Genomic DNA, 26834 nt, shown 5'->3' on the forward strand with positions numbered 1-26834 from the left:
GGGGGGCGGGGCCCGTGGGCCCCCGGGGCCCCCCCCCCGACGCCGGTCCTCGACCGGCCCATGGCTCGTCGTGGATGCGAGGTCAGTGGTCCTCTTCGCCGGCACCGGCCGGCACGGCCGTCAGACGGTCCGTCTCATCCTGTATCTCCGCGGCGATCTTCTTGAGTTCCGGCTCGAACTTGCGTCCGTGGTGGGCGCAGAAGAGCAGCTCACCGCCGCTGAGCAGGACGACGCGCAGATACGCCTGGGCGCCGCAGCGGTCGCAGCGGTCAGCGGCCGTCAGCGGGGTCGCGGGGGTCAGAACAGTAGTCACGTCGCCTCTTCTCTAGCTCGACGAGCTGTCGTAGCAGGTGCAACATCCAACCAGCCCGAAAACGTTCCCGCTCGGGGCTTTTCCTCGAAATTTTTTCCGAGGTGGCTGTCTGCTGCCGGTTGGCGGCGAATGAGCCGTATTGCTTCGCTCTACGGATTTCGCGTTGCTTGTCTCGTTTGGCCCTCCCGGCTGGGTAGCCGGTTGTTCATGAGGACGTGCCCGGAGCCTAAATGGTTCATGCCTGGAAGGGAACGTGATGTGCACGTCACCCCATCGAGGGATCGAACACACATGCGATGCTGGACTAGCATGAGAAATCACGAGGGTGGCGTTACATCGGCTCTACCAGGCCTCGGTACGCTCTGACCGGCGACCGACGCCCGGGCCTTTACCCACCTTGGCCACATCTGAAATTCAGCGAGGAGCGAACCGCGTGACCGCCGAAACGTCCGTGCCGTCCACAGCGCTGCTGACCGCAGACCGTGACGGTTCCAACTACACCGCGCGGCACCTGCTCGTCCTGGAGGGCCTCGAAGCTGTCCGCAAGCGCCCCGGCATGTACATCGGGTCCACGGACAGCCGCGGCCTCATGCACTGCCTGTGGGAGATCATCGACAACTCCGTGGACGAGGCCCTCGGCGGCCACTGCGACCACATCGAGGTCATCCTCCACGAAGACGGATCCGTCGAGGTCCGGGACAACGGCCGCGGCATCCCGGTGGACGTCGAGCCCAAGACCGGCCTGTCGGGCGTCGAGGTCGTGATGACCAAGCTGCACGCCGGCGGCAAGTTCGGCGGCGGTTCGTACGCGGCCTCCGGTGGTCTACACGGCGTCGGCGCCTCCGTGGTCAACGCGCTCTCCGCGCGCCTCGACGTCGAGGTGGACCGCAGCGGCGCCACCCACATGATCAGCTTCCGGCGCGGTGTGCCCGGCATCTTCACCGAGTCCGGTCCCGACGCCCCCTTCGACCCGGCCAACGGGCTCCTGAAGGGCAAGCGCGTGCCCAAGGCCCGCACCGGCACCCGCGTGCGGTACTGGGCCGACCGTCAGATCTTCCTCAAGGACGCCCGGCTTTCCCTGGAGACGCTCCACCAGCGCGCCCGGCAGACCGCCTTCCTGGTCCCCGGCCTCACCATCGTCGTGCGCGACGAGCGCGGCCCGGCGGGCGGCGACGGCGAAGGCAAGAGCGTGGAGACGTTCCGCTTCGACGGCGGGATCAGCGAGTTCTGCGAGTACCTGGCCCAGGACAAGGCGGTCTGCGACGTGCTGCGCCTGAGCGGCCAGGGCACCTTCAAGGAGACCGTCCCCGTCCTCGACGACCGCGGACACATGACCCCGACCGAGGTCACCCGTGAGCTCGGCGTGGACGTCGCCCTGCGCTGGGGCACGGGCTACGACACCACGGTCCGGTCGTTCGTCAACATCATCGCCACCCCCAAGGGCGGCACCCATGTCACCGGCTTCGAGCGCTCCGTGACGAGGACGGTCAACGAGGTCCTGCGCTCCGCCAAGCTTCTGCGTGTGGCCGAGGACGACATCGTCAAGGACGACGCCCTGGAGGGCCTGACCGCGGTCGTGACCGTCCGGCTCGCCGAGCCGCAGTTCGAGGGCCAGACCAAGGAGGTCCTCGGCACGTCGGCCGCCAACAGGATCGTGGCGAACGTGGTCGCCAAGGAGCTCAAGGCCTTCCTGACCTCCACCAAGCGGGACGCCAAGGCCCAGGCCCGCGCCGTTCTGGAAAAGGCCGTCGCCGCCGCCCGTACGCGCATCGCGGCTCGCCAGCACAAGGAGGCGCAGCGGCGCAAGACGGCCCTGGAGTCCTCGTCGCTGCCGGCCAAGCTCGCCGACTGCCGCAGCGACGACGTGGAGCGCAGCGAGCTTTTCATCGTCGAGGGAGACTCCGCACTCGGTACGGCCAAGCTGGCGCGCAACAGCGAGTTCCAGGCGCTGCTGCCGATCCGCGGCAAGATCCTCAACGTCCAGAAGTCGTCCGTGTCCGACATGCTGAAGAACGCCGAGTGCGGCGCGATCATCCAGGTCATAGGGGCCGGCTCGGGCCGCACCTTCGACATCGACGCGGCACGCTACGGCAAGGTCATCATGATGACGGACGCCGACGTCGACGGTTCCCACATCCGGACCCTGCTGCTCACGCTCTTCCAGCGGTACATGCGGCCGATGGTGGAGGCGGGCCGCGTGTTCGCCGCCGTTCCGCCGCTGCACCGGATCGAGCTGATCCAGCCGAAGAAGGGCCAGGACAAGTACGTCTACACGTACTCGGACAATGAGCTGCGGCAGACGGTGCTCGAGTTCCAGCGCAAGGGCGTTCGCTTCAAGGACTCCATCCAGCGCTACAAGGGCCTCGGCGAGATGGACGCGGACCAGCTCGCGGAGACCACGATGGACCCGCGCCACCGCACCCTGCGCCGCATCAACATCGGGGACCTCGAGGCCTCCGAGCAGATCTTCGACCTGCTGATGGGCAACGAGGTCGCGCCCCGCAAGGAGTTCATCACCAGCTCGGCGGCCACCCTGGACCGTTCGCGCATCGACGCCTGACGCCCCACCGGGGGTGGAGGCGACTCCACCCCCCGGTTCCTCCCCGGGCCCGATCCGGCGCGGGCCCTCGCCTCCGTGGCATCGGCGCGGCGGCCTGCCGGAAGGGCTCGCTCGGCCACCGGGGACCGGAGTCACCTGATGGGGTGAAGCGTCCTGGGAGAAGAGTCCGAGATGCTCTCGCTTTGTCCATCCTTGTGCATACGGGCCGAAGTGGCTCGCTGAGCAAGGAGAGTTGAGCGTGGACGACAAGGAAGGGCAGGACGCGTCGGCGGTTCGGATGGAGGACCCGTGGTACGACGCGCTGGCCTCCGGCTGGGTCGATGTGGACGGCACCGGCGGGCGGGTCCGTGTCGGCCCGCCTGCGTCCGCGGAGTGCGAGACAGGCCCCAGCGCTGCCGAGATCTACCTCGAGGTGCAGCGCAGCGCCGCCTTCCGGGAAGTACGCCGCCGCTACCGGCGGTTCGTCGTGCCCGCCTCCCTCGCTTTCTTCCTCTGGTACCTCGCTTACGTGGTGGCCGCGACCACCGCGCCGGAGCTGATGGCCCGCCCGGTCGCCGGCGCGGTCAACGTGGCGATGGCGGCGGGGCTCGCCCAGTTCCTCACCACGTTTCTGCTGACCTGGGCCTATGCCCGCCACGCCCGTCGGCGCCGCGACGGTGCCGCGCTCGAACTGCGCTGGGACACCCAGGAGATGACCCGGGGGGCCGGGCATTGAGCGGCGACCACCAAGCCCTGGCGCTCCTGCTGTTCAGCGCGTTCGTCGCCGTCACCCTCGGCATCACGACGTGGGTGAGCCGCCACAGACAGGGGTCGGCCGAGGAGTTCTACGCCGGCGGGCGGCTCTTCTCGCCGATGGAAAACGGTTTCGCGATCGCCGGCGACTACATGTCGGCCGCATCGTTCCTCGGTATCTCCGGACTCATCGCCCTGTTCGGCTACGACGGAATGCTCTACTCCGTCGGGTTCCTGGTCGCCTGGCTCGTCGTCCTCTTCCTCGTCGCGGAACTCGTGCGCAACTGCGGCCGGTTCACCCTCGCAGACGTCGTCGCCTCCCGGATGAACGAGCGACGCGTCCGCATCGCATCGGGAACTTCCTCGGTCACCGTGTCCGTTCTGTATCTGGTGGCGCAGATGGTGGGAGCCGGGTCCCTCGTCGCGCTGCTGCTGGGCGGCACGAGCGAAGCCGCGCGCTCGTGGACCGTCGTCGGTGTGGGTGCCCTGATGGTGATCTATGTGTCGATGGGAGGGATGCGAGCCACCACCTGGATCCAGATCGTGAAGGCCGTGCTGCTGATGGCGGGTGCGATCGTGGTGACCGTGCTCGTGCTGATGCGGTTCGGCGGTGACGCCGGCCAGTTGCTCACCTCCGCCGCCGAGCGCAGCGGACACGGCAAGGAGTTCCTCTCGCCCGGCCTCCGGTACGGGGGCGACTGGAGTGCGCGCCTGGACTTCATCAGCCTCGGTCTGGCGCTGGTGCTGGGCACGGCAGGACTCCCGCACATCCTGTCGCGCTTCTACACCGTGCCGACCGCACGGGCCGCCCGCCGCTCGATCGTCTGGGCCATCGGCCTCATCGGCAGCTTCTACCTGATGACGATCGTGCTCGGCTTCGGCGCCGCGGCCGTGGTGGGCACGGACGGCGTACGGGCGTCGAGCGCCGCCGGGAACACCGCCGTGCCGCTGCTCGCCCTCGACCTCGGCGGGGGAGCGGGCTCGACCGGGGGCACCGTGCTCTTCGCGGTGGTCGCCGCCGTGGCCTTCGCGACGATCCTGGCGGTCGTCGCAGGCATCACGCTGGCGTCCTCGGCCTCGGTCGCGCACGATCTGTACGCGTCCCTGCGACGCCCGGTGTCCCGGGAGGGCAGCCGGTACGGCGAGGTGGCGGTCGCCAGGATCGCGGCGGTGGGGATCGGTGCCGTCGCCATCGGGCTCGGCCTGCTGGCCCGCGATCTGAACGTGGCCTTCCTGGTGGGGCTGGCGTTCGCGGTGGCCGCGTCGGCGAACCTGCCCGTCCTGCTCTACTCGCTGTTCTGGCGGAAGTTCACCACCCGTGGGGCGGTGTGGTCGGTGTATGGAGGTCTCGTCCCCTCGGTGCTGCTCGTGGTGCTGTCACCGGTGGTGTCCGGAAGCCCGCAGGCGCTCTTCCCAGCGGTGGACTTCCACGTCTTCCCGCTGGAGAACCCGGGTCTGGTCTCGATCCCGCTCGGCTTCCTCGCGGGCTGGGTCGGCACCGTCACGTCGTCGGAGCCGCCGGACGCGGCACGGCATGCCGAGACCGAGGTGCGGGCGCTGACCGGGGCCGGTGCCGTGTAGCGGGTCGCCCGCGCGGAGGACAGGAGCGCGGCTCCCTCGCCGCCCGTCGCTGCCCGTCGTGGACGGTTGTTCTCAGCCGCTGGTCGTCCAGGAGTAGCGGTGTTCGGGGCGGCCCGTCTCGCCGTACTTGAGGCTCAGGCGCACGCGGTTCGTCCGTTCCAGGAGCTTCAGGTAGCGCTGTGCGGTCTGCCGGCTCATACCGGCCCGTTCCGCGATCTCCTGGGCCGAGAGCGGGCCCTCGGCGGCCAGCAGGACCTGGCGCACCACCTCGGCCGTCGTGGGGGAGTGTCCCTTGGGCAGTTCGGGGGCGACGGACGCGGCCGACAGCGCGCCGAACATGCGGTCCACCTCGGCCTGCTCCGCCTCGCCGCCCCCGTCGAGGGTGCGCCGAAGAGCCGCGTACGCCTCCAGCTTGGTGCGCAGCCCGGCGAAGTTGAACGGCTTCACCAGGTACTGGAGGGCGCCATGACGCATGGCGGCCTGGACCGTCGCCACGTCACGGGCCGCCGTCACCATGATCACATCGGTCTGGTGGCCGAGACGGCGCAGCTCCTGGACCACGGCGAGGCCGTTCTCGTCCGGCAGATAGTGGTCGAGCAGGATCAGATCCGCGGGCGTCTCGGCGATACGGGACAGTGCCTCGGCGGCCGAGTGGGCGACCGCCGCGACCCGGAAGCCGGGCACCTTGGCGACGTAGGCTGCGTTGACGTCAGCGACCCGGACGTCGTCGTCCACGACCAGTACGTCGATCATCGTCCTTCTCGCATCGTCTCGGCGGCGACGGCCGCCGGCTTCTCTGCCGCTCCTGCCGCCAGGAGCGGCTGCTCGGTCAGCGCCTCCGGCAGGACGACGGTGAACTCGGCGCCGCCCGAGGCCGCTTCCCGCACCGTCGCCGTGCCGCCTTGCCGCTCGGCGAACCTGCGCACCAGGGCGAGCCCCAGTCCGCGCTTGCCGTGGGCGGGCAGCTCCTTGGTCGACCAGCCCTCGGTGAAGATCAGTTCACGCCGCTCGGGCGGGACTCCCGGCCCGCTGTCCGCGATGCGCAGCACGACGGTGCGGTCCTCCGCATGCAGTTCCACCTCGACCGTCGCGTCCGGCGTGCCCGCTGCCGCGTCCAGCGCGTTGTCGACGAGATTGCCCACGACGGTCACCAGGCCGCGCGGATCCACCAGCCGGTCGGGCAGCAGCGTCGCGGGCGCGATGCCCAGCGACACCCCGCGTTCGGCCGCCACGGTCGCCTTGCCCACGAGCAACGCCGCCAGCAGCGGATCGTGGATCTTCTCCGTGACCTGCTCCGCGGTGGCCCGATGCACGCCGACGACCTCGGTGACGAACTCCACGGCCTCTTCGTGCATCTCCAGTTCGAGCAGGCCGAGGAGGGTGTGCATCCGGTTCGCGTGCTCGTGGTCCTGGGCACGCAGGGCGTCGATCAGGCCCCGGGTCGAGTCCAGTTCCCGGCCCAGCTGTTCCAGTTCGGTGCGGTCGCGCAGAGTGACGACGGCGCCTCCGTCGTCGGTCGGCATCCGGTTCGCGATCAGCACCCGGCTGCCGCGTACGGTCAGCAGGTCCTCGCCACTGACGCGGCCCGCGAGCACGTCGGTCGTACGGCCTGCGCCCAGCACCTCGTCCAGCGGCCGGCCGATGACGTCGGGACCGACACCCAGCAGGCGCTGCGCCTCGTCGTTGAGCAGCCGGATCCCGCCCGTCCGGTCGACGGCGACGACACCTTCACGGATGCCGTGGAGCATGGCCTCGCGTTCGGCGAGCAGGGCGGAGATGTCGGAGAAGGCCAGGTCGTGGGTCTGCCGCTGGAGCCTGCGGGAGATCAGGTAGGCCGCCAGCGCGCCGACGGCCAGCGCACCGCCCGCGTAGGCGATGAGTCCCGGGATGGCGGCGAGCAGCCTGGCGCGGACGCTGTCGTACTCGATGCCGACCGACACGGCTCCGACGATCCGGCCCTCGTCGTCCTTGAGCGGCACCTTGCCCCGTGCGGAGCGTCCGAGGGTGCCGCTGTCGATCTCCATCACCTCGCGGCCGGAGAGGGCGACGCTCGGGTCGGTCGAGACGATGCGCCCGATCTCGGACGGTGACGTGTGCGACCAGCGCACGCCGTTGTCGTCCATCACGACGATGTACTCGGCGCCGGTCGCGATCCTGATCCGCTCGGCCTCCCGCTGCACCGGGCCGTCGGCGGTCGGGCGAGTGCGGGTCACGTCGGCGGCAAGCTCGGGGGAGGCGGTGGTCTGCGCGATGGCGAGGGCGCGCCGCATCGCCTGGTCGTCGAGCTGGGAACTGAGCGGCGCGAGGAACAGGCCGGTGGCCAGCGCGGTGACGCCGGTGGCGATGGCCAGCTGCATGAGCAGGACCTGCGAGAAGACCCGCTTCGGCCAGCCGAGCCGCCGTCGCCGGGCGGAGGCGGTCGGTACGGGACTCATGTCTATGAACGGTAAACGGCGCGGCCCGCTTTTCGAAATGGCGTCCACTTCACGGGCCCGCCCGCGCCCGCTCCCGCACCGGCTCGCGACGCCGCGTCGCACCGGGCCCGCGTCGCCGCTCTCCACGGTGGGCCGGAAACGACGACGTGCCCGGCACCGGTCGGTGCCGAGCACGTGCTGGTCCCCGTCGACCGGTTACGCGTCGGGGATGTCGGCCTTGGCTCTGATGAGCGTTTCGCGACTGATGATCACGATGCGCTCGTAGTCCGCGCGCGCGGCGTCGGCGGGAAGCTCCTTGTCGAGGTCTTCCGTGGCCTCGGTGCCGATCACGGCGAAGCGGCCGTCGCTGAGCTCGAAAATGTCCGGGCAGGTCTGCCCGGACAGGCGTCCGCGCTCACGAGGGGACGCTCCGATCCTACGAACGATCTTCACTGGCGCCGATCCTTGCGGAGGGAACGGCGGTGCGTGTCTCCGGGGGCCGTGTCGAATGTGTGCCCGGTACGCGCTGCTAACAATCGTTCACTTCGCGTGCGCCCTTATCCTGGGCCGCCGGAGCAGACCCAACCGTCCGAGGTGCAGCAGTGAGCCCGAGCAGGAACCGGATCCCCGTCGTCGTCCTCGCGGGCTTCCTCGGATCAGGAAAGACCACGCTGCTCAACCACTTGCTGCGCCGCAACGGCGGCACCCGCATCGGCGTCGTGGTCAACGACTTCGGGTCGATCGAGATCGACGCCATGACCGTCGCCGGACAGGTCGGTTCCACGGTCTCCCTCGGCAACGGCTGCCTGTGCTGCGCTGTCGACGCGAGCGAGCTGGACGACTATCTGGACAAGCTCACCCGTCCCTCGGCGCGGATCGACGTCATCGTCGTCGAGGCGTCCGGGCTGGCCGAGCCGCAGGAGCTTGTGCGGATGATTCTCGCCAGCGACAATCCCTGGATCGTGTACGGAGGGCTCGTCGAGGTCGTCGACGCCGCCGAGTTCGACGACACCCGGGTCCGGCATCCCGAACTCGACCGGCACCTGGCCGTCGCCGACCTTGTCGTCCTCAACAAGACCGACCGCGTGGACCGGGCCGCCCAGGAGCGGCTGCGGGACACGCTCGCCGAACTCGCCGTGGGCACGCCCGTCGTCTCCGCGCAGTACGGGCGGGTCGACCCCGCACTGCTCCTGGACCCTGCCGTGCGGTCCGAAGAGGAGGAGGTCCGCCAGCTCTCCTTCGAGGACCTGTACGCCGAGGCGTACGACCGCGAGCACGGCCACGACCACGAGGGGCATCTGCACGCCGCGTACGACAGCGTCTCCGTCTCCCTGGACGTGCCGGTGCACCCGCGACGGCTCATGGCGTTCCTCGACTCCAGGCCCGCGGGGCTGTACCGGATCAAGGGCTTCGTCGACTTCGGTGCGGCCGATCCGCGCAACCGGTACGCCGTCCACGCCGTCGGGCGCTTCCTGCGCTTCTCCCCGCAGCCCTGGCCGGCCGGCGAGCCGCCCATAACGCAGCTCGTGCTCATCGGCTCCGGCATCGACGCCGCGGGCCTCCGCAAGGAGATCGAGGCCTGCGTGCCGGCCGGACCCGAGGACCGCCCCGACGAGCGCAGCATGTGGGGCGTCCTGCGCTACGTCCCCGATGAGCCGGACGCGGCGGGGGAGTTTTACGCGGTGGACGGGGCGGGGGAGCCGGGCGGGACCGGCGCCCCCGACCAGGAGATCTAACGCGCGGGCCCCGCAAGGACCGCCACCGGGGACGTCAACGGCGTGCCCGAACCGTCACGGCGCGGGTCGAGCTCGGGCAACTGCGCCGGTGCGCCGTTCTTCTGCGCCGCGCGCGCCGGGGCCGCGCCGGCCCAGGCCAGCACCAGCATGTCCTCGCCCTTCAGGAAGCGCTGGCAGCGCACGCCGCCGGTCGCGCGCCCCTTGCGCGGGTACTGGTCGAACGGCGTGAGCTTCGCCGTCGTCGGAGCCTCGTCCAGCGTGCCCTGCGAGCCGGCCACCGTGAACACCACCGCGTTCCCGGCCGGATCGACCGCGGTGAACGAGATCACCTCGGCACCCGCCGCCAGCTTGATGCCGGCCATACCGCCGGCCGCCCGGCCCTGCGGCCGCACCTGCGATGCGGGGAAGCGCAGCAACTGCGCGTCGGACGTGATGAAGACCAGGTCCTCCTCGCCCGTACGCAGCTCCGTGCCGCCCACGATCCGGTCCCCGTCCCGGAGCGCGAAGACCTCCAACTCGTCCTTGTTGGACGGATAGTCGGGCACCACCCGCTTGACCACGCCCTGTGCCGTGCCCAGCGCGAGGCCCGGCGAGGCCTCGTCCATCGTGGTGAGACAGACGATCTGCTCGTCCGCCTCCAGGGTCAGGAACTCCGCGACCGGCGCGCCGCCCGCCAGGTTGGGATCGGACGCCGTGTCCGGCAGCTGCGGGAGGTCGATCACGGACAGGCGCAGCAGCCGTCCGGCCGACGTCACCGCACCCACCTCGCCGCGCTGCGTCGTGAGCACCGCCGAGACGATCACGTCGTGCTTGGTGCGCTTGGTGCCGTGGTCCACCAGCGGCTCACCGGTGGCGGTGCGCGCCAGCAGGCCCGTGGAGGACAGCAGTACGCGGCACGGGTCGTCCGCGACCTGGAGCGACGCGGCGGGCGCGGGCGCGCCCGCGGACTCCAGCAGCACCGTGCGCCGTGGGGTGCCGAACTTCTTGGCCACCGCGGCCAGTTCGGCGGAGACCAGCTTGCGCAGCTCGGCGTCCGACTCCAGGATCCGGGTGAGCTCCTCGATCTCGCTGTTGAGCCGGTCGCGCTCGCTCTCGAGCTCGATCCGGTCGAACCTGGTCAGGCGCCGCAGCGGAGTGTCGAGGATGTACTGCGTCTGGATCTCGCTCAGCGAGAAGTGCTCGATCAGGCGCTCCTTGGCCTGGGCGGAGTTGTCGCTGGAGCGGATGAGGCGGATGACCTCGTCGATGTCGAGCAGGGCGACGAGCAGTCCCTCTACCAGGTGGAGCCGGTCGCGGCGCTTGGTGCGGCGGAACTCGCTGCGCCGGCGCACCACGTCGAACCGGTGGTCCAGGTAGACCTCCAGCAGCTCCTTCAGTCCCAGCGTGAGCGGCTGGCCGTCCACCAGCGCCACGTTGTTGATGCCGAAGGACTCCTCCATGGGCGTCAGCTTGTACAGCTGCTCCAGGACGGCCTCCGGAATGAAGCCGTTCTTGACCTCGATGACCAGGCGCAGGCCGTGCTGCCGGTCCGTGAGGTCCTTGACGTCGGCGATGCCCTGCAGCTTCTTCGCCGAGACCAGATCCTTGATCTTGGAGACGACCTTCTCGGGACCGACCGAGAAGGGCAGCTCGGTGACGACCAGACCCTTGCGGCGGGCGGGGACCGTCTCGACGGACACGGTGGCGCGGATCTTGAACGTGCCCCGGCCGGTCTCGTAGGCGTCCCTGATCCCGCTGAGGCCGACGATACGGCCGCCGGTCGGCAGGTCGGGGCCGGGCACATGGCGCATCAGCGCGTCGAGGTCGGCGTGGGGATATCTGATCAAGTGCCGGGCCGCCGCGACGACCTCGCCCAGATTGTGCGGGGGCATGTTGGTCGCCATGCCGACCGCGATGCCGGACGCCCCGTTGACCAGGAGGTTCGGGTAGGCGGCGGGGAGGGCGACCGGCTCCTGCTCCTGGCCGTCGTAGTTCGACTGGAAGTCGACGGTGTCCTCGTCGATCGACTCCGTCATCAGGCTGGTGGCGTCCGCCATGCGGCACTCGGTGTACCGCATGGCGGCCGGCGGGTCGTCGTTGCCCAGCGAGCCGAAGTTCCCGTGGCCGTCGACGAGCGGCAGGCGCATCGAGAACGGCTGCGCCATGCGCACCAGGGCGTCGTAGATCGACGCGTCACCGTGCGGGTGCAGCTTGCCCATGACCTCGCCGACGACGCGGGCGCACTTCACGTAGCCGCGGTCGGGGCGCAGGCCCATCTCGTTCATCTGGTACACGATGCGGCGGTGCACCGGCTTCATGCCGTCGCGGGCGTCGGGCAGGGCGCGGGAGTAGATCACCGAGTACGCGTACTCGAGGAAGGAGCCCTGCATTTCGTCCACGACGTCGATGTCGAGGATCCTCTCCTCGAAATCGTCCGGCGGTGGGGTCTTCGTGCTGCGGCGGGCCATCGCGGCTGCTGCTCCTTCACGTACCAGGATGGATCTGACGCCGACCATTGTGGACCGTTCCACTGACAACGCGGACCGCGACCCGGGCACAGGGCCCGCGGCGGCCCCGCAGCCACGTCCGCCACGAGCGGGGGAACAACGCCGACCGGCGGCCTGGAACTTCGCCAGGTGTCAGCACGCTTGCATACAGTGGCAGGTCTGGCAGCACATCCAGCATCGCGATCGAAGGGACGTACATGCCCATGGGTCACACGGCCACAGCTCAGGCCGACTCCGGCGGCCTGACAGCGACCGAGCACCGCCTGGCCAACGGCCTGCGCGTCGTGCTCTCGGAGGACCATCTGACCCCGGTCGCCGCGGTCTGCCTCTGGTACGACGTCGGCTCCCGCCACGAGGTCAAGGGCCGTACAGGACTCGCCCACCTCTTCGAGCACCTCATGTTCCAGGGCTCGGCCCAGGTGAAGGGGAACGGCCACTTCGAGCTCGTCCAGGGCGCCGGCGGCTCGCTGAACGGCACGACCAGCTTCGAGCGGACCAACTACTTCGAGACCATGCCCGCCCACCAGCTGGAGCTGGCGCTCTGGCTGGAGGCCGACCGCATGGGCTCGCTGCTCGCCGCGCTCGACGACGAGTCCATGGAGAACCAGCGCGACGTCGTCAAGAACGAGCGCCGCCAGCGCTACGACAACGTGCCGTACGGCACGGCGTTCGAGAGGCTGACCGCCCTCGCCTACCCCGAGGGCCACCCGTACCACCACACGCCGATCGGCTCGATGGCCGATCTCGACGCGGCGACCCTCGAGGACGCCCGCGCCTTCTTCCGCACCTACTACGCACCGAACAACGCGGTGCTGTCGGTCGTCGGCGACATCGATCCCCAGCAGACGCTCGCCTGGATCGAGAAGTACTTCGGCTCCATCCCGTCCCACGACGGCAAGCAGCCGCCGCGCGACGGATCCCTGCCCGACGTCATCGGGGAGCAGCTGCGCGAGGAGATCGTCGAGGAGGTGCCCGCCCGCGCCCTGATGGCCGCCTACCGCCTCCCGCACGACGGCACCCGCGAGTGCGACGCGGCCGACCTGGCGCTCACCGTCCTCGGCGGCGGCGAGTCCTCACGACTGCACAACCGCCTGGTGCGCCGCGATCAGACGGCCGTCGCCGCCGGATTCGGGCTGCTGCGCCTGGCCGGTGCCCCGTCGCTCGGCTGGCTGGACGTGAAGACGTCGGGCGGCGTCGAGGTCCCGAAGATCGAGGCGGCCGTCGACGAGGAGCTCGCGCGGTTCGCGGCCGAGGGCCCGACGCCCGAGGAGATGGAGCGCGCGCAGGCTCAGCTGGAGCGTGAATGGCTCGACCGGCTCGGCACCGTTGCCGGCCGCGCCGACGAACTGTGCCGTTACGCCGTCCTGTTCGGCGACCCGCAGCTGGCGCTGACCGCCGTGCAGCGCGTCCTCGCCGTGACCGCCGAGGAGGTGCAGGCGGTCGCCAAGGCCAGGCTGCACCCGCGCAACAGGGCCGTCCTGGTCTACGAGCCCATCTCCGCCGACGACAGCGACGTGAGCGACGAGGCCGCGGCGTCCGACGAGAACGACGAGCACAAGGGGGCGGACCAGTGAGCGACGCTGCCGTGACCATGGACTTTCACCCGCAGCCCACGCCCGGCACCGCCCGGCCCTGGGCCTTCCCGGCCCCCGAGCGCGGCACCCTGGACAACGGGCTGACCGTGCTTCGCTGCGACCGCCCCGGCCAGAAGGTCGTCGCCGTCGAGATCCTCCTCGGCGCGCCCCTGGAGGCGGAGCCCGAGGGTTTCGACGGCGTCGCCACGATCATGGCCCGCGCCCTGTCGGAGGGCACCGACAAGCACAGTGCCGAGGAGTTCGCCGCCGAGCTGGAGCGCTGCGGCGCCACGCTCGACTCGCTCGCCGACCACCCCGGTGTCCGCGTCTCCCTGGAGATCCCCGCCTCCCGGCTGCCCAAGGGCCTCGGCCTGCTCGCCGACGCCCTGCGCGCCCCCGCCTTCGCCGCGGGCGAGGTCGACCGGCTGGTCCGCAACCGCCTCGACGAGATCCCGCACGAGACGGCCAACCCCGCCCGCCGCGCGGCCAAGCAGCTCTCCAAGGAGCTATTCCCGTCGGCCCTGCGGGTGTCCCGCCCGCGTCAGGGCACCGAGGAGACGGTGGCGAGGATCGACTCCGCGGCCGTCCGGGCCTTCTACGAGGCGCACGTCCGGCCGTCCACGTCGACCGTCGTGATCGTCGGCGACCTCACCGGGATCGACGTGGACGCCGTCCTTGCCGACACCCTCGGTGCCTGGACGGGCGACAAGACGGCCACCCGCCCCGTGCCGGCGATCACGGCCGACGACACCGGCCGGGTGTTCATCGTCGACCGCCCCGGTGCCGTGCAGACGCAGCTGCTCATCGGCCGTACCGGCCCCGACCGCCACGACAGCGTCTGGCCCGCCCAGGTGCTCGGCACCTACTGCCTGGGCGGCACGCTGACCTCCCGGCTCGACCGCGTCCTGCGCGAGGAGAAGGGCTACACCTACGGCGTACGGGCCTTCGGCCAGGTCCTGCTGTCCGCCCCGGACGGCTCGGGCGCCTCGATGCTGGCCATCAGCGGCTCCGTGGACACGCCGAACACCGGTCCCGCGCTGGAGGACCTGTGGACGGTGCTGCGCACGCTGGCGGCGGAAGGGCTCACCGACGCCGAGCGCGACGTGGCCGTGCAGAACCTGGTCGGCGTGGCCCCTCTGAAGTACGAGACCGCGGCGTCGGTCGCGGCCACGCTCGCCGACCAGGTCGAGCAGCACCTCCCGGACGACTACCAGGCGCAGTTGTACGCCCGCCTGGCCGCGACAGGCACGGTGGAGGCGACCGCCGCGGTCGTCAGCGCGTTCCCCGTGGACCGTCTGGTCACGGTGCTGGTCGGCGACGCGGCGCAGATCGAGGCGCCGGTCAGGGCGCTCGGCATCGGTGAAGTGACGGTCGTCACGGGCTGATTCGAAAGCCGCACATCAAGTCAGAGCGCGCACAACGGGTGGGATGCGTCCCCAACGGAACCCCGGCTTCATGGAGTTTGCCGGGGTTCCGCGCTATGTCCGGTTTGTTGGAGAGACGGCCTGTCTGCCCTGTGGCATGCGCTACAAAACCGGCTGTCCGTTTGGTGATTGGCAGATGACCTGCCTAGCGTCGGTCCGGCTGTCCGCCTGGATCACGTCGCACCCGCGGCATCGGACAGTCATCGCCGAGTCCCCTACAGGCGCGAGCCGGGGGAGCCGGGGACCCAGTCCCCTGGGGTGAATCGGACGCCTCCGCCCGCGCGGAGGGGCCCGTAGGAGACCTTCCTGCTCCGAACCCGTCAGCTAACCCGGTAGGCGAGAAGGAAGGAAAGGACCAGCCTTTTCATGGCGTTCACCCGTGCCACCGGGAAGCACCGTGCCCCGAGCCGTCTGACGCGCAGGAGCCGGAACATCGCCGGCGTCGCGACTCTGGCCACCACCGGCGTCATCGGAAGCCTCGCCTCCCCGGCGTTCGCCGCCGACGCCGAGCCCTCCGTCGAGGACACCGGCCTCACCCAGATCGTCTCCATGGGGTCCCTCGCCGACGAGATCGCCGACCAGGCCGCCGCCCAGAAGCAGGAGGCCGCCGAGGCGGCCGCCGAGGCCCGGGCGAAGGCCGAGGCGAAGCGCAAGGCCGAGGCGCGTGCGAAGGAGGCCCGTGAGGCCAAGGAGCGCGCCGCCCGTGAGGCCGAGCGCCGCCGCCTGAACTCCTTCCAGCTGCCCGTCGCCGGCTCGTTCGTGACCACCGGTTACCAGGCCGGTGGATCCCTGTGGTCCTCCGGCAGCCACTCCGGCGTCGACTTCCGTGCCGCGTTCGGCACGTCGGTCGTGGCCGTGGGCGCCGGCACCGTCGTCGAGGCGGGCTGGGGCGGCGCGTACGGCAACAACATCGTGCTGCGCATGAACGACGGCACGTACACCCAGTACGGCCACCTGTCGTCGATCAGCGTCTCGGTGGGCCAGCGCGTGATGCCCGGCCAGCAGATCGGCCTCTCCGGCTCGACCGGCAACTCGACCGGCCCGCACCTCCACTTCGAGGCCCGGACCTCGCCGGACTACGGCTCCGACATCAACCCGGTCGCATACCTGCGCGCCCGCGGCGTGAGCGTCTGACCTCACCGTCCCCGCGGAGGCCCCCGGCACACGCCGAGGGCCTCCGCGCGTCCACGGCACCGCCCGGCCGGAGAGGGTCCGTGCCGCAGAGCCGAGAGTCCTACCCCCGACCCGGCGATCGCATGACGTCGTTTCCGGCCAAAAGACAACCATGAATTCCGGTCGGCCATCGGAAAATCCCGTGGACTGGAATAGAGTCACCGGACACGAGTCAATCGGCTGCGTTTCGCGCGGATCAAGGCGGAGGTTCGGACATGCGCATTCCCGCGCACTCTGTATGCACGGCGATCCGCGACGACATCGTCTCCGGTGTATTCGAGCGGGGCAGCCGGCTCACCGAGGAGAACCTCGCGCGCCGCTACGGGGTCTCCCGCGTCCCGGTCCGCGAGGCGCTGCGGACCTTGGAGTCGGAGGGCTTCGTCGTCACCCGTCGCCACGCCGGGGCGCATGTCGCCGAGCCCACCGAGCAGGAGGCGGCCGACCTGCTGGAGATCCGCATGCTGCTGGAGCCGCTCGGCGCCGCCCGTGCCGCCCAGCGACGCACCGAGGCCCATCTCAAGGTGCTGCGCGGGCTGGTGAGGCTCGGTCAGGAGAGAGCGCGCCGCGGTCAGGGCGAGGACCTGCGCTCCCTGGGCGCCTGGTTCCACGAGACGCTCGCGCAGGCCTGTGGCAGCCCGGGGCTGACGGCCCTGCTGACCCAGCTGCGCCACAAGATCGCCTGGATGTACGCCGTCGACCAGCCCGCCGTGCCCGCCGAGTGCTGGGCCGAGCACGGCGCGATCGTGGACGCGGTGGCGCGCGGGGACGTGGAAAGGGCCCGGGCGCTCACGGCCCTCCACGGGGAAAGGGCGGCGGCCGCGCACCGGCTGCGACGCTCGGACCGGGTGAGGACTTCGCAACATTCCGTAAACATTGCGAGCGTCCGCAATTAACAATCGAGCCGTATACAAGAGCGGGGCTTATTCGAAAGGCCTGTCCGAAGCCGACCCTGTTTTCGGCTCGCCCGAATAATCGGGCGAAGGTGTGAATGGAAAAGCCGCGGGTTCCGTCGTGGAACGCCGCGGCTTCGCCGTGGTTCTCCGGTGCTTCCCCGTACGGGCCGGAGCACCGGCAGGCGGTCGAGCGTCAGACTGTCTCGGGCAGCTCGTCGAGACCCTCGGTCACGAGCTTGGCCAGGCGGTCCAGCGCGACGTCGGCGCCGTCCGCGTCGGAGGCCAGCACGATCTCCTCGCCGCCCTGTGCACCGAGGCCCAGCACGGCCAGCATGGACGCGGCGTTGACGGGGTTGCCGTCGGCCTTGGCGATCGTCACCGGGACGCCGGAGGCCGTCGCGGCACGAACGAAGATGGAAGCGGGGCGGGCGTGCAGGCCCTCGGCCCAGCCGACATTGACGCGACGCTCAGCCATGGTGTTGCCCTTCAAGTCTCAACGGGTTGTCTAGACCAGTCTCTCATGCGCTCCGGCGTGCTCCCTTCGGCGTCCGGATGGTGGTCACGACCGCCGCCGAGCCCTCTCAGCGTGCCCGTCCACAACCACCCACGCGACCCGTGACTGGGCCGTACGCTTGGCCCATGCAGACCTCGTCGGAGCACGCTTACCCCGATCACTGGGAGGCAGACGTGGTGCTGCGCGACGGCGGCACCGCGCGCATCAGGCCCATCACCACCGAGGACGCCGACCGGCTCGTCAGCTTCTACGAGCAGGTCTCCGACGAGTCGAAGTACTACCGCTTCTTCGCGCCCTACCCGCGCCTGTCCGACAAGGACGTCCATCGTTTCACCCACCACGACTACGTGGACCGGGTGGGGCTCGCGATGACGGTCGGCGGCGAGTTCGTCGCGACCGTCCGCTACGACCGGATCGACGCACAGGGCCGCCCGGCCGGCGCCCCCGCCGACGAGGCCGAGGTCGCGTTCCTCGTCCAGGACGCCCACCAGGGGCGCGGAATTGCCTCCGCCCTGCTGGAACACATCGCCGCCGTCGCGCGGGAGCGCGGCATCCGGCGGTTCGCGGCCGAGGTCCTGCCCGCCAACAACAAGATGATCAAGGTGTTCCGGGACGCCGGGTACACCCAGAAGCGCAGCTTCGAGGACGGCTCGGTCCACCTCACCCTCGACCTCGAACCGACCGAGGAGTCCCTCGCCGTGCAGCGCGGCCGCGAGCAGCGGGCCGAGGCCCGTTCCGTGCAGCGTCTCCTCGCGCCGGGCTCGATCGCGGTGATCGGCGTGGGCCGTCGGCCCGGCGGCGTCGGCCGCACCACCCTGCGCAACCTCCTGGGCGCCGGCTTCACCGGGCGGGTGTACGCGGTGAACAGCGCCTTCCCCGAAGGCCGTACCGAGGCGGAGGGCGTTCCGGCCGTCCGCTCGGTCGGCGACATCGGCGAGCCCGTCGACCTCGCGATCGTCGCCGTCCCCGCCGAGCGGGTGACCGAGGTGGTCGCCGACTGCGGCGAGCACGGCGTCCAAGGTCTCGTGGTCCTGAGCGCCGGATACGCCGAGAGCGGCGCGGCGGGCCGGGAGCGCCAGCGCGAGCTGGTGCGCCAGGCCCGCTCGTACGGCATGCGGATCATCGGGCCGAACGCCTTCGGCATCATCAACACCGCGGACACCGTCCGGCTCAACGCCTCCCTCGCCCCCGAGTCCCCCGCGCCCGGGCGCATCGGTCTGTTCACCCAGTCCGGGGCGATCGGCATCGCGCTGCTCGCGGGTCTGCACCGGCGCGGCGCGGGGCTGTCGTCGTTCATCTCGTCCGGCAACCGCGCGGACGTCTCGGGCAACGACTTCCTCCAGTACTGGTACGAGGACCCGGGCACGGACGTCGCCCTGCTCTACCTCGAGTCCATCGGCAACCCGCGCAAGTTCACCCGGCTCGCCCGGCGCACGGCGGCGGTCAAACCCGTCGTCGTCGTCAAGGGCGCGCGGCACAGCGGCAGTGCGCCGCCCGGGCACGCGGTGCCCGCGACGCGCATGCCGGACGCGACGGTCGGCGCGCTGATGCGCCAGGCCGGCGTGATCCGCGTCGACACCGTGACCGAGCTGATCGACGCGGGGCTGCTGCTGGCGGGCCAGCCGCTGCCGGCCGGTCCGAGAGTCGCGATCCTCGGCAACTCTGAGTCCCTTGGGCTCCTCGCGTACGACGCCTGCCTCACCGAGGGGCTGCGCCCGCTGCCGCCGCTCGACCTCACGACCGAGGCCACCCCGGCGGACTTCCGGACAGCGCTGGCCGAGGCGCTGGAGGACGACGCGTGCGACGCCGTGATCGTCACGGCGATCCCGTGGGTGGGGGAGAACGGCGTCACGGAATCGGGCGACGGCGAGGTGCTGGCCGCCGCCCTCCGCGCCGCGGCGGCCACGAGCCCGGCGAAGCCGGTGGCGGTGGTCCATGTCGAGATGGGCGCGCTGGCGGACGCGCTCTCGGCGGCGTCGAGCACGGCGCCCCGCGCCCGCGCGGACGCGGCGTCGTCCCCCGCCGCCACCGAGACGGGCGGCGCCGGTGCCGTGCCGGTGCGCGCGCCCCGCGGGGCCGAGGACGCCTCGGGGCCGGAGGACGATCCGGGAGCAGGGTCGACTGCTGCGGCCTCGGTGCACGGGGGCCGCCGGGCCGTGCGCGCGGAGAGCGACCCGGGCGACGAGGGCGCTTCCGAACAGGCGGAGGCCGGCGCGACCGGGGCCGGTGACGGCTCCGTACCGGCTTTGGAGGGGCGCCGGACGCAGGTCTCCGCTCCGGTGGACGAGGACGAGGGCGCCTCCTCTGCCGATGACCGACGGGCGACAGAAGGGACGTCCCGCCTCTCCGGCGCCAGGTCCTGGTTCGGCCTGCGAAGTCGCGCGTCGGGCAGGCCGCCCGCCTCCACGGAGCCCGGCCCCACCGACGCGGGACACCGAGCCGAGAGGGGCCGGGCGGAGGCCACACCCCACGGGTCGGGCCGCCGCGAGGCCGCCATCCCCGCCCCCGGTGCAGGCAGTGACCAGCGCACCACCGGCCCTGCGGCCACCACCTCCCGCGCTCACAGCCCCGGCAGCGGCCCGGCACCGGCCTTGGCCGACGGATCCGGCCGCGCTGCCCCCGGCGCGCGGGGGCCCGCAGCGGCCTCGGTCGTGCACGGTGCAGCCGGCTCAGCCACCCCTGGCGCGCGGGGGCCTGCAGCGGACGCGATGCACGGCCCAGCGGGCTCGGCCACCCCCGGCGAGCAGCGCCCAGCCGCCCCCGGCGACGGCGACGACACGCGGCGCATCCCGGCCTATCCCGCCGCGGAGCGGGCCGTGCGAGCGCTGGCCGAGGCCGTCAGGTACGCGCAGTGGCGGCGACAGGCCGCCGACCCCGGCAAGGTGCCCGAGTACGACGACATCGACGAGACGGGTGCCGCCGCCCAGATCGAGCGGTTGCTCGGCGACGACACCGACACCCGCGGCTTCACCCTCGGCCAGGCCGACACCCATGAGCTGCTGGCCCGCTACGGCATCCGCGTACGGCCCGCCCTGCCCGCCTCGGACACCGATTCCGCCGTCGAGGCCGCCAGGCGTCTCGGCTACCCCGTCGCCCTCAAGACCACCGCCCCGCACCTGCGCCACCGCGCCGACCTCGGCGGCGTACGCCTCGATCTGGCCGACGAGACACAACTGCGCCAGGCATACGAGGAGTTGACCGGCTCCCTCGGCAAGCCCGCCGAGCTCCAGCCCGTCGTCCAGGCGATGGTCCCGCGCGGGGTCGACACCGTGGTGCGCGCCGCCATCGACCCCGCCGCCGGCGCCGTGCTCTCCTTCGGACTCGCGGGCCCGCCCTCCGAGCTGCTCGGGGACACCGCGCACCGCCTGGTCCCCGCCACCGACCGGGACGCCGCCGAACTGGTCCGCAGCATCCGCACCGCCCCCCTCCTGTTCGGCTGGCGCGGCTCCGCGCCCGTCGACACGGCCGCGCTGGAGGAGCTGCTGCTGCGGGTCTCCCGGCTGGTCGACGACTACCCCGAGGTGGTCTCGATCGGACTCGAACCGGTCGTCGTCGCACCGCACGGCGTCTCCGTGCTCGACGCCTCCGTACGCCTCGCGCCCCCGCCCCCGCGCACCGACCTGGGCCCCCGACGGCTCCCCAGCTACTGAGCGCCCGGGCCCCCGGGGCCCCGTAGGATGGACCGCATGGCGAAGACCGGTACGACGACCCAGGGGCTGCGCGCGGCGATCGAGCGCAGCGGCTACTACCCGGCCCTCGTGGCCGAGGCGGTGGAGGCCGCCGTCGGTGGCGAGCCGATCTCGTCGTACGTCGTGCACCAGGAGACCACGTTCGACGCCAACGAGGTCCGCCGCCATGTCACGGTCCTCGTCCTGACGGCGAACCGCTTCATCGTCAGCCACACCGACGAGCAGGCCGCCGACGACAGCTCCCCGACGCCGTACGCCACCACGTCCACCGAGTCGGTCAAACTGGACCGCATCTCGTCCGTCGTGGTCAGCCGGGTCGTCGCCAACCCGGAGTCGTACACCCCCGGCACGCTGCCCCGTGAGGTCGTCCTCACCATCGGCTGGGGCGCCGTCTCCCGCATCGACCTGGAGCCCGCCGCCTGCGGCGACCCCAACTGCGACGCCGACCACGGCTACACCGGCAACTCCACCGCCGACGACCTCAGCCTGCGGGTGAGCGAGGCGGGGGACGGCCCCGACACCGTGCGCCAGACGCTGGCCTTCGCCCAGGCCCTCTCCGAAGCCACGGCGGCCACCCGCTGATGGCCCAGCCCGCGCAGAGTGTTGTCTGGCCCGACGAACCCACTCCGCTCGCTCCCGACACCGCGCCCGTTCCCGAATACGGCAGCGGCTCGCTCGCGGATCTACTGCCCACCCTGGCCGCGGGCCAGGGCGTCCCCGGCCTCGGCCGGAACATCGCGGAACTGACCCCCGCCGACCGCAACTGCGTGTTCCTCATCGACGGTCTCGGCTGGGAGCAGCTCCTCGCCCACCCGGACGAGGCCCCGTACCTGACCTCTCTGCTGGGCACCTCGCGCGGCGGCACCGGGCGTCCGATCACCGCCGGGTTCCCCGCGACGACCGCGACCTCGCTCGCCTCCGTCGGCACCGGCCTGCCGCCCGGCGTCCACGGTCTGCCCGGCTACACCGCGCGCAATCCGGAGACCGGCGAGCTGATGAACCAGCTGCGCTGGAAGCCCTGGACCCCGCCGCGCGTCTGGCAGCCGTACCCGACCGTCTTCCAGCTCGCCGACGAGGCGGGCGTGCACACGTCCCAGGTGTCCTCGCCGGCATTCGAGCAGACGCCCCTCACCAAGATCGCGCTCAGCGGCGGAACGTTTCACGGGCGCCTCTCCGGCGAGGAGCGCATGGATCTGGCGGCCGAGCAGCTCGCCGCCGGCGACCGCTCCCTGGTCTACACGTACTACAGCGAGCTCGACGGCAAGGGCCACCGCTTCGGCGTGGACTCCGACGCCTGGCGCGGCCAGTTGATGTACGTGGACCGGCTGGTGCAGCGCCTCGCCGAGCAACTGCCGCCACGCACGGCCCTGTACGTCACCGCCGACCACGGCATGATCGACATCCCCTTCGACGACCAGTCCCGTATCGACTTCGACGAGGACTGGGAACTGCGCGCCGGTGTCGCCCTGCTGGGCGGCGAGGGCCGGGCACGCCACGTCTACGCCGTACCGGGTGCCGAGTCCGATGTGCTCGCGGTCTGGCGGGAGGTGCTCGGCGAGCAGTTCTGGGTGGCCGGGCGCGACGAGGCGATCGCCGCGGGCTGGTTCGGCGACCGCATCGAGGAGCGGGTGTACGGGCGGATCGGCGACGTCGTCGCCGCGGCCCACGACGACGTGGTGGTCATCGCGTCGGCCAACGAGCCGAACGAGTCGGCCATGGTCGGCATGCACGGGTCCATGACCCCCGTCGAGCAGCTCGTCCCCCTCCTCGAAGTACGCTCGTAACCCCCGTACGCCGACCGCCTCCCACGACCGACCCGAAAGGTCCTCGACCTGCCATGCCCGAGCTGGTGTTCTTCTCCGGAACGATGGACTGCGGAAAGAGCACCCTCGCTCTTCAGATCGAGCACAACCGGTCGGCGCGCGGCCTGCAGGGCATGATCTTCACGCGGGACGACCGTGCGGGCGAGGGCAAGCTCTCGTCGCGCCTGGGGCTGGTGACGGACGCCGTCGAGGCGGCCGAGGGCTTCGACTTCTACGCGTACCTCGTCGACCGGCTCTCCAAGGGCGGCCGCTGCGACTACGTGATCGCCGACGAGGCGCAGTTCCTCGCACCCGAGCAGGTGGACCAACTGGCGCGCCTCGTCGACGACCTGGAGCTGGATGTCTTCGCCTTCGGCATCACCACCGACTTCCGCTCCAAGCTCTTCCCCGGCTCGCAGCGGCTCGTCGAACTGGCCGACCGCGTCGAGGTGTTGCAGGTCGAGGCGCTGTGCTGGTGCGGAGCGCGCGCCACGCACAACGCCCGCACCGTCGGCGGCGAGATGGTCGTCGAGGGCGCGCAGGTCGTGGTCGGCGACGTCAACCAGTCGCCGGACGAGATCGGTTACGAGGTGCTGTGCCGACGCCACCACCGGCGGCGGATGACGGCGGCCACGGCCCACGCGGCCGCCCTGTCCCCGGACGTCCTGCCCGTCGGGCCCGCCTGACGAGACCGCCGGCCGGCCGCCGCCCCGGTCGCGGCCCGTCCGCCGCCTCGGTCCTCCCCCGATCCGTCTCAGTCCCGCTCCGTACGGACGACCGTGAACACCGCGCCCTCCGGGTCCGCGACGGTCGCCTCGCGTCCGGCCGGCCCCGAACCCGGCTGCCGGATCACCCGCCCGCCCAGCTCGACGACCTGCCGCGCCGCCCCGTCGGGGTCCTCGACCTCGAAGTACGTCATCCAGTGCGGGCCGCGGTCACGCGGCAGCCCCTGGCCGACGCCGTGCACCGACGCCACCGGCCGGCCGCCGACGAGCAGCGTCAGACGGTCCTCCTCCACCGGATCGCCCACGCCGGACGGGACACTCGCCTGCGCCTCGTGGCCGAAGACCACCTGATAGAACTTGCTCACCGTGGTGTCACGGGCGACCAGCTCGTTCCACACCGGGGTGCCGTGCGTGCCGCGGACGGCGGTGCCGGTGTGCGCCGCCGCCTGCCAGACGCCGAAGACCGCGCCCACCGGGTCGGAGGCGATGACCATCCGCCCCTCGTTCCCGGCGACCAGCGGGCCCACGCCCACGGTGCCACAGGCGCTCCTGATCGCCTCCGCCGTGGCGTCCGCGTCGTCCGTCGCGAGGTACGGCGTCCACGCCACCGGCAGGTGACGGTCGACGGGCAGACGGCCGATCCCCGCCACCACCTCGCCGTCGAGCAGCCCTCGGACGTACGGGCCCAACTGCTGCGGGCCGGGCGCGAACTCCCATCCGAACAGCGCCGCGTAGAACTGCCGCGTCGCGTCAAGGTCGTGCACCATCAGGCTGACCCAGCAGGGTGTGCCGGGCGCGCGCCGAGTCGCCTCGGTCATCGTCACTCTCTCCTCGGACCATCGTGGTGGCCGTGCGGGGACGGGCGCGCCGTTGTGCGGAAAGGCCGTGCGCCCGAGCAGATGCTTTCACCACCGGGCGTCCCGTGTGTCCCGGCCGCGCCGGATGTGGCGGGTTCCCGCCGGAGCATGCCCGTTCTGCTGCCGGTCATCCACGTCGCGGGGCGTTGACGGTGCGGCGATCCGGTGCGCGAGGATGGCCCGTATGACACCCATCATCTCCGCAGCCGATCTCGCGACCGAACTCGCCGGCCCGACGCCGCCGGTGCTGCTCGACGTCCGGTACCAGCTCGGCGGACCGCACGGCCGGCCCGCGTACGAGGCCGGGCACATCCCCGGCGCCGTCTTCGTCGACCTCGACGCGGAACTGGCGGGGCCGCCCGGAGCGGGCGGGCGCCACCCGCTGCCCGACGTCGACGCCTTCGGCGCGGCGATGCACCGCGCGGGCGTGCGCGCCGGGACGCCGGTCGTGGCGTACGACGGCGACAAGGGTTGGGCCGCGGCCCGCGCCTGGTGGCTGCTGCGCTGGGCGGGGCATCCCGATGTACGGGTCCTCGACGGCGGACTCGCCGCCTGGGCGGGGCCGCTGGAGACCAAGGTCCCCAAGCCCGCGGAGGGCGACTTCGTCCCCGCGCCGGGCACGCTGCCGCTGCTGGACGCGGACGGCGCCGCGAAGTTCGCCCGCGAGGGGCTCCTGCTGGACGCCAGGGCGGGGGAGCGGTACCGGGGCGAGGTGGAGCCCATCGATGCCGTGGCGGGGCACATCCCCGGCGCGGTCTCGGCTCCGACCACGGAGAACGTGGACGAGGCGGGCCGCTTCCTGCCGCGCGAGCAGCTGGTCGCGCGCTTCGTCGGCCTCGGCGCGGGCGCGGACCGGCAGACGGTCGGGGTCTACTGCGGCTCGGGCGTCTCGGCGGCACAGCAGGCGGTCGCGCTGGAGCTGGCGGGCTTCGTCCCGGCGCTGTACGCGGGCTCCTGGTCGGAGTGGTCCCGCGACCCCTCCCGCCCGGTCGCCACGGGCCCGGACCCGTTCTGACGCCGCCGCCTTTGCGTGGACGGGCGCGCGGTCAGGGGCCGGCACCGTATCGGTGCCGGCCCCTCACCGAACCGCTGTCGTCACTCCTGCTTCTTGCGGCGGGTGCCGAAGACGATCTCGTCCCAGCTCGGCACCGCCGCCCGGCGGCCCGGGCGGACGCCGTCCGCCTCCGCCTGACGGTCCGTCGTGCCGGTCAGCCGGTCGCGGTGGCCCGTCACCGAGCGCGGCATGAGCACGTCCGCGTACGCGGAGCCCGCGCCGGCCGACGCCGCCGGAGCCACCGGCTCCTCCTCGGCCTCGGGCTCCTGCACCGGTTCGAGTGCGGCGGGCTCCGGCTGTGCCGGGCGCTCCGGGACGACCATGTCGCCGCGGAAGTTCGGCACGGCCTCCAACAGGCTGGTCAGCGAGTCCCGTTCGCCGTTCTCCTCCGGGTCGGCGACGGGGCCTACGGCGGGGCGGTCGACCTGGCGGTCCAGGGCGCGGTCCAGCGGCCGGTCCCTCGGCAGTCGTGCGATGCGCGGCACGAACGGGAAGCTCGGCTCCTGCGCGATCGTGTCGTCCGTCTCGCCGATCAGCGCGCGCGCCTCGTCGTCGACCGCCTGCACGAGCCGCCGCGGCGGGTCGTAGGTCCAGCTCGCCGAATGGGGCTCGCCCGCCACCCGGTAGACCAGCAGGACCTCCCAAGTGCCGTCGTCACGACGCCAGGAGTCCCACTGCGCGGTGTCCTTCTCGGCACCCCGCAGCAGCAGCCGCTCCTGCACCGCTTCACCGAGCTGCGGGCCGGTGTTCTCGCCGGGGCGGCGTACGGGAGTCTTCCGGGCCCGTTCCGCCATGAACGCGCGCTCGGCCAGCACGGGGCCCTCGAAACGGCGCACCCGGTCGACGGGGATGCCGGCGAGCTGCGCGACCTCTTCGGCCGAGGCGCCCGCACGTATGCGCGCCTGGATGTCGCGGGGGCGGAGATGGCTCTCCACCTCGATCTCGATCTGACCGAGCCGGGCGCGGTCGTTGCGTACGGCGGCGCGCAGCCGCTCATCAATCGGAAGCGTGTATTCCGTGCTGTCCGCAGCCTTGAGCACCAGTCGTGTGCCGTCGTTGGAGACGGCCACGACACGCAGTTCGGGCATGGGGACCTCCCGGGTGGTGCCTGCCGACGTCACCTGCGTCGCTGCTTCCGCTAGTCGAGTGTGGCCTGCCCGGGTGCAGCCTGCCACAACCTTGCCGAGTTGCCCGGCGTGTCGGGCACGGGCCCTTGATCGCCGTTATGGCACGGTTATCTATTTGCCACTCAGAGTGATTGAAGCTCACTCTGAGCAATAGATTCCCGTCCGGTGCCGCGGCGCCGC

General features: G+C 71.8%; 21 protein-coding genes and 1 riboswitch. Of the genes, 13 read left to right on the forward strand and 8 right to left on the reverse strand.

What is annotated here, in order from left to right; translation table 11 throughout:
• Nucleotides 1-82: 82 nt before the first annotated feature.
• Nucleotides 83-313, reverse strand: coding sequence for a hypothetical protein (locus ACLB9X_RS31985; RefSeq protein WP_410363933.1), 231 nt, complete (start codon nt 311-313; stop codon nt 83-85).
• 433 nt (nt 314-746) lie between these two features.
• On the opposite strand from ACLB9X_RS31985, the gene ACLB9X_RS31990 reads away from it, so the two are divergent.
• The 3 genes from ACLB9X_RS31990 (at nt 747) to ACLB9X_RS32000 (ending at nt 5186) form a co-directional block, all read left to right on the forward strand.
• The gene (locus tag ACLB9X_RS31990) at nt 747-2873 is read left to right on the forward strand and encodes a type IIA DNA topoisomerase subunit B (RefSeq protein ID WP_410363934.1); all 2127 of its coding nucleotides are present in this window, start codon (nt 747-749) and stop codon (nt 2871-2873) included.
• A gap of 238 nt (nt 2874-3111) precedes the next feature.
• A complete protein-coding gene (locus tag ACLB9X_RS31995; protein ID WP_410363935.1) occupies nt 3112-3588 on the forward strand; it encodes a DUF485 domain-containing protein in 477 nt (158 codons plus the stop codon).
• A complete protein-coding gene (locus ACLB9X_RS32000; RefSeq protein ID WP_410363936.1) occupies nt 3585-5186 on the forward strand; it encodes a cation acetate symporter in 1602 nt (533 codons plus the stop codon). The genes ACLB9X_RS31995 and ACLB9X_RS32000 overlap by 4 nt, the downstream gene beginning before the upstream one ends.
• Nucleotides 5187-5258: 72 nt before the next feature.
• On the opposite strand, the gene ACLB9X_RS32005 is transcribed toward ACLB9X_RS32000, so the two are convergent.
• From ACLB9X_RS32005 to ACLB9X_RS32015, 3 genes are all read right to left on the reverse strand, one after another.
• A complete protein-coding gene (locus tag ACLB9X_RS32005) occupies nt 5259-5939 on the reverse strand; it encodes a response regulator (RefSeq protein WP_410363937.1) in 681 nt (226 codons plus the stop codon).
• A complete protein-coding gene (locus tag ACLB9X_RS32010) occupies nt 5936-7621 on the reverse strand; it encodes an ATP-binding protein (protein WP_410363938.1) in 1686 nt (561 codons plus the stop codon). The genes ACLB9X_RS32005 and ACLB9X_RS32010 overlap by 4 nt, the downstream gene beginning before the upstream one ends.
• A 195-nt stretch (nt 7622-7816) precedes the next feature.
• The gene (locus ACLB9X_RS32015; protein ID WP_410363939.1) at nt 7817-8053 is read right to left on the reverse strand and encodes a hypothetical protein; all 237 of its coding nucleotides are present in this window, start codon (nt 8051-8053) and stop codon (nt 7817-7819) included.
• Between the two features lie 149 nt (nt 8054-8202).
• Here ACLB9X_RS32015 and ACLB9X_RS32020 point away from each other — a divergent pair, with 149 nt between their 5' ends.
• Complete coding sequence (locus tag ACLB9X_RS32020; protein ID WP_410363940.1) at nt 8203-9336, forward strand: CobW family GTP-binding protein; 1134 nt, start codon at nt 8203-8205, stop codon at nt 9334-9336.
• Here ACLB9X_RS32020 and ACLB9X_RS32025 read toward each other — a convergent pair.
• Nucleotides 9333-11783, reverse strand: a complete 2451-nt coding sequence (locus tag ACLB9X_RS32025; RefSeq protein ID WP_410363941.1) for a DNA topoisomerase (ATP-hydrolyzing) subunit A — start codon at nt 11781-11783, stop codon at nt 9333-9335. The genes ACLB9X_RS32020 and ACLB9X_RS32025 overlap by 4 nt on opposite strands.
• 236 nt (nt 11784-12019) lie before the next feature.
• Between ACLB9X_RS32025 and ACLB9X_RS32030 the strand changes: the two genes are divergently transcribed.
• The 4 genes from ACLB9X_RS32030 (at nt 12020) to ACLB9X_RS32045 (ending at nt 16886) form a co-directional block, all read left to right on the forward strand.
• A complete protein-coding gene (locus ACLB9X_RS32030; RefSeq protein WP_410363942.1) occupies nt 12020-13396 on the forward strand; it encodes a M16 family metallopeptidase in 1377 nt (458 codons plus the stop codon).
• Nucleotides 13393-14781 (forward strand): M16 family metallopeptidase, encoded by a 1389-nt coding sequence (locus ACLB9X_RS32035; RefSeq protein WP_410363943.1) that lies wholly within the window; start codon nt 13393-13395, stop codon nt 14779-14781. The genes ACLB9X_RS32030 and ACLB9X_RS32035 overlap by 4 nt, the downstream gene beginning before the upstream one ends.
• A 233-nt stretch (nt 14782-15014) precedes the next feature.
• A riboswitch (cyclic di-AMP (ydaO/yuaA leader) is annotated at nt 15015-15173 on the forward strand.
• Between the two features lie 13 nt (nt 15174-15186).
• Nucleotides 15187-15954, forward strand: coding sequence for a M23 family metallopeptidase (locus ACLB9X_RS32040; RefSeq protein ID WP_410363944.1), 768 nt, complete (start codon nt 15187-15189; stop codon nt 15952-15954).
• Between the two features lie 254 nt (nt 15955-16208).
• The gene (locus tag ACLB9X_RS32045) at nt 16209-16886 is read left to right on the forward strand and encodes a GntR family transcriptional regulator (protein WP_410363945.1); all 678 of its coding nucleotides are present in this window, start codon (nt 16209-16211) and stop codon (nt 16884-16886) included.
• Nucleotides 16887-17079: 193 nt separating this feature from the next.
• Here the strand turns inward: ACLB9X_RS32045 and ACLB9X_RS32050 are convergent, their stop codons facing one another.
• On the reverse strand, nt 17080-17361 hold the full coding sequence (locus ACLB9X_RS32050) for an HPr family phosphocarrier protein (RefSeq protein WP_410363946.1): 282 nt from the start codon (nt 17359-17361) through the stop codon (nt 17080-17082).
• A gap of 164 nt (nt 17362-17525) precedes the next feature.
• On the opposite strand from ACLB9X_RS32050, the gene ACLB9X_RS32055 reads away from it, so the two are divergent.
• Genes ACLB9X_RS32055 through ACLB9X_RS32070 form a run of 4 tightly spaced genes read left to right on the forward strand, consistent with a single transcriptional unit; the run spans nt 17526 to nt 23577 of the window.
• Nucleotides 17526-21050, forward strand: coding sequence for a GNAT family N-acetyltransferase (locus ACLB9X_RS32055; RefSeq protein ID WP_410363947.1), 3525 nt, complete (start codon nt 17526-17528; stop codon nt 21048-21050).
• A gap of 36 nt (nt 21051-21086) precedes the next feature.
• Nucleotides 21087-21671 (forward strand): DUF5998 family protein, encoded by a 585-nt coding sequence (locus ACLB9X_RS32060; RefSeq protein ID WP_177151636.1) that lies wholly within the window; start codon nt 21087-21089, stop codon nt 21669-21671.
• Complete coding sequence (locus ACLB9X_RS32065; protein WP_410363948.1) at nt 21671-22873, forward strand: alkaline phosphatase family protein; 1203 nt, start codon at nt 21671-21673, stop codon at nt 22871-22873. The genes ACLB9X_RS32060 and ACLB9X_RS32065 overlap by 1 nt, the downstream gene beginning before the upstream one ends.
• Nucleotides 22874-22926: 53 nt before the next feature.
• The gene (locus ACLB9X_RS32070; RefSeq protein ID WP_410363949.1) at nt 22927-23577 is read left to right on the forward strand and encodes a thymidine kinase; all 651 of its coding nucleotides are present in this window, start codon (nt 22927-22929) and stop codon (nt 23575-23577) included.
• A 68-nt stretch (nt 23578-23645) separates the two neighbouring features.
• Here ACLB9X_RS32070 and ACLB9X_RS32075 read toward each other — a convergent pair whose 3' ends face one another.
• The gene (locus ACLB9X_RS32075) at nt 23646-24434 is read right to left on the reverse strand and encodes a VOC family protein (protein WP_410363950.1); all 789 of its coding nucleotides are present in this window, start codon (nt 24432-24434) and stop codon (nt 23646-23648) included.
• Nucleotides 24435-24657: 223 nt separating this feature from the next.
• Between ACLB9X_RS32075 and ACLB9X_RS32080 the strand changes: the two genes are divergently transcribed.
• A complete protein-coding gene (locus ACLB9X_RS32080; protein WP_410363951.1) occupies nt 24658-25488 on the forward strand; it encodes a sulfurtransferase in 831 nt (276 codons plus the stop codon).
• Between the two features lie 80 nt (nt 25489-25568).
• On the opposite strand, the gene sepH is transcribed toward ACLB9X_RS32080, so the two are convergent.
• Nucleotides 25569-26615, reverse strand: coding sequence for a septation protein SepH (sepH, locus tag ACLB9X_RS32085; RefSeq protein WP_410363952.1), 1047 nt, complete (start codon nt 26613-26615; stop codon nt 25569-25571).
• Nucleotides 26616-26834 lie beyond the last annotated feature (219 nt).

It is taken from the genome of Streptomyces sp. 5K101 (assembly GCF_046506645.1).
Classification (GTDB): domain Bacteria; phylum Actinomycetota; class Actinomycetes; order Streptomycetales; family Streptomycetaceae; genus Streptomyces.